This is a genomic window from Mycobacterium sp., from assembly GCF_049673265.1.
GTDB lineage: Bacteria > Actinomycetota > Actinomycetes > Mycobacteriales > Mycobacteriaceae > Mycobacterium.
This window is the reverse complement of record NZ_JBATXN010000370.1, coordinates 1-3,007: the sequence shown is the minus strand read 5'-3', so window position 1 is coordinate 3,007 and position 3,007 is coordinate 1. Positions and strand designations below refer to the sequence as shown.

The window sequence follows — 3,007 nt, the reverse complement described above, 5'->3', positions numbered from 1 at the left end:
CGAGGCGCTACAGTCACGGCTGGCCGAGATGGCCGCCGAGATCGAGGCGTTGCGCGCCAACCAGCGACGCGACCTCGCGGTTGTGCCCAAGAGCACCGCAGTGGTGGTCTGGCAACCCCGGCGCTAGGCACGGATGGAAAACTGGGCGACGCCCCAATCGCCCGGCGGCGCGGACAGGTAACCGCCGCGGCGCAGCGCATCGGTCGGGGCGGCCATCGGCTCGAAGCACACGACGTCTTCGCTGAGCGGTGCGAAGATCTGCGCCGCCGGATACCCCTGCTCGAAATGCACCTCGATCCGACGGTCACCACCGGACACCGCGAACACGGCGTCATCGGGGACCTCGTCGTATCCGTCGTCAAAAGCCTTGTCGCCCAATGCTTCAGTTATGGCGGGTTGCAGTGTCGTCTCGCCGGTGGGCAGGCCTCGCTCGTCGAGCTTGAGGTGCCGCATCGCAGGGGTCTCGATAATCCACTGGTCGCGCCTCACACCCGGCAACTGGAGATACGGGTGAAAACCGAAACACAGCGGCACTGGCCGATCCCCGGTGGGCGCCACCGAGGAGCGCACCCGCAAGGTCCGCTCGGTCAGCGTGACGGTCAGCGCCAATCGATGCGGAAACGGAAAGCTGGCCAACAAGTCCTGATCACCGAAGTTTGCTTCGGCGGTCAGCTCGTTGGCCGACTCATGCGTCACCCGCCAGTTGGGATAGGCGGCAAGCACTCCGTGAATCGGTAGCCCGTTGGGATCTGCACGCACTCCATCGTGTCCGGCTGCCAACGTGACCGTGGTGCCCTCCGCTGTATAAGTGTTGCCGCCCAGCCGATTTGCCCACGGGTACAAAATCGGGATGCCCATCGTCTTGCCGTCGGCCACATACGCGTCCAGACCGCGGCGCTGGCCGAGCAGTTGGACGCCCGCGTCGGTCAGTGAGATGCCGATCATGCCGGCCTCCGGGACGAACTGGGCTTCCAGATCTGACGACGCGTCGCCCAGCGTGACGATGTGCACGAGATCAAGACTAGCTGTGCAGCGGATCGTGTTGGATGCGCTCCGGCGGCGCACCTTTGGCAATCAGCGCAGCTTTGGTTGCGCGCACCATCTGCGGTCCGCCGCAGATCAGAATCTGCCGGTCACCCCAGCCGCCGTATTTGGTCACGACGTCCATCAGCTTGCCGGTCTGTCGCAGATGCAGTCCGCGCGGCGGCGTCACGTCGGGATAGTCGGCGGCCCAGGCGGGGTCGCCGCTGTGCTCGGAGACCGGCGTCACCGACAGCCACGGATTGTGCGTGGCGACCTGCCACAGGGTGGGCAGGTCGTAGAGCTCGCATGGGTAGCGGCCGCCGAAGAACATGTGCACACGCGGGTTCACACCCCAGCGGGTGAGGTCCATGATGATCGAGCGCAGCGGCGCGAGCCCGGTGCTGCCCGCGACCATGAGCACGTCGCCGCCGTCGCGGTCGACCTGCAACCCGCCGTGCGGGCTGGACAACCGCCACCGGTCGCCGGGCTGGGTCTCGTTGACGATGGCATTGCTGACTAGGCCGCCGGAAACCGCGCGGACGTGAAACTCGATGGCGCCGCTGTCATCCGGCGGAATCGCCGGCGTCAGATACCGCCACCGCCGCGGGCACTGCGGCACCGCGACGTTGACGTACTGGCCGGCGTGGTAGTCCATCGGGCGGTCCAACTGCAGCCGAACTACCGCCAGGTCGCGAGAGATCCGCAGCTGCTCGACCACCGTGCCGTCCCACCAGGCCGGCCCCTGCTCGGCGTCGGCGGCGCCACTCATCACCCCGGTGATCAGGTTCAGCGACTGCCCGGCGGCCGCGTCGACGGCATCGGTCCAGGCGTCGGCCAACTCGTCGCGCAGGGTCGCGTGCAGCGCCTGGCCCAACGTCTCGTAATGCTCGGCCAACACCCCGTATTTGCGATGGTCGCGTCCCAGCTGAGCCAAAAACGCCACCGGCTCTTCGGCTCGCTGCGCAACCAGCTCGCCGTAAACCCAGTTCAGCGCGTGGGCGAAGGCGATTCGCTGGCGGACCATGTCTGGCGGAAAAAGGTCACGCAGGGAAACGTCAAGGGAAAACCAGCGGGCATAAAACCGCCCGATGAGCCCGTTCGCGTCGTCCGGGTCGATGGCGGCGTGCAACAACGCCAGCGCATACCGGTCGTTGAGGCTCACGCCCGACGATTTTATCCGGGCTGAGCGCTGCTCAGTACAGCGCTTTAGCGCCGTGGTAGAGCACGATCAGGCCGATCAGCACCAGGATCGCTGCCATCATCGCGGCGTTGTTCTTGGCCATCCAGTTCTTGAGCCGGGTCATCGGCTCGTCAAGGCGCTCGCCGGCGGCCGCGTAGGCCAAGACCGGGATGGCGACCGTCGATGAGGCAACGGCGAGGAAAATCAGCCCGGTTATCCAGTCGGCCGCGATGCCGAGCCCGCTGCTGCCGATGGCCAAACCGGCCAAGGCGCACATGCTGAGTACCTCAATCCGGACCACCACCAAAACCAGCCCCGTTATCCCGGCACGTCGCGGCGTCAGGGTGGAAAAAGACCGCATCCATTTCGGTGGCTCGGTGTGGCGGCTGCGGTTGAGCCACTCGTAGATCCCGTACCCGATCAGTGCAAGCCCGGCCGCGACGCGCAGCCAGGATGCCCACGTTGGTGGAGAGTGGCGCAGCCCGCTTAGCGCGCCGGAGGACGCGACGAAGATCGCGGTCAGCGCGGCCAGCCCCACCAGCCAACCGCCCAGGAAGGCGAGCCCGGTCGGTCGCGGGTGTGGCGTCTGCAGCACCAACACCGCCGGGACGATTGAGAACGGCGAGACCCCGATCACCAGGGCGAGCGGAATCAGCGTCGTCAGTAAGGAACTCCAACTTCCTGTCACGGGCTGAATCTTCGCATCGACCGCGGTCGCGCGCCTGTAGGACCGGATCCTTGCGCCAATGGCGTGTTGTCAAAAGCGGCCAGTGCACACCTGAAACGGCGCTATCGTCTCTCATG

The 3,007-nt window shown here is 66.3% G+C and carries 3 protein-coding genes and 1 pseudogene; 1 reads left to right on the top strand and 3 read right to left on the bottom strand.

Going from position 1 to position 3,007, the window contains the following annotated elements:
- Nucleotides 1-127: pseudogene (locus tag WBF82_RS12845) on the top strand (heat shock protein transcriptional repressor HspR); the annotation flags it as partial.
- On the opposite strand, the gene WBF82_RS12840 reads toward WBF82_RS12845, so the two are convergent.
- Genes WBF82_RS12840 through WBF82_RS12830 form a run of 3 tightly spaced genes read right to left on the bottom strand, consistent with a single transcriptional unit; the run spans nucleotide 124 to nucleotide 2,891 of the window.
- Nucleotides 124-1,011, bottom strand: a complete 888-nt coding sequence (locus tag WBF82_RS12840; protein ID WP_424383401.1) for an aldose 1-epimerase — start codon at nucleotides 1,009-1,011, stop codon at nucleotides 124-126. The pseudogene WBF82_RS12845 and the gene WBF82_RS12840 overlap by 4 nt on opposite strands.
- Before the next feature lie 10 nt (nucleotides 1,012-1,021).
- Nucleotides 1,022-2,185 carry an FAD-binding oxidoreductase gene (locus WBF82_RS12835; protein WP_424383400.1) on the bottom strand — a complete coding sequence of 388 codons (1,164 nt, stop codon included), beginning with the start codon at nucleotides 2,183-2,185 and terminating at the stop codon, nucleotides 1,022-1,024.
- Between the two features lie 31 nt (nucleotides 2,186-2,216).
- Nucleotides 2,217-2,891: a GAP family protein gene (locus WBF82_RS12830; protein ID WP_424383399.1), complete on the bottom strand. Its 675-nt coding sequence runs from the start codon at nucleotides 2,889-2,891 to the stop codon at nucleotides 2,217-2,219.
- Between the last annotated feature and the right edge of the window lie 116 nt (nucleotides 2,892-3,007).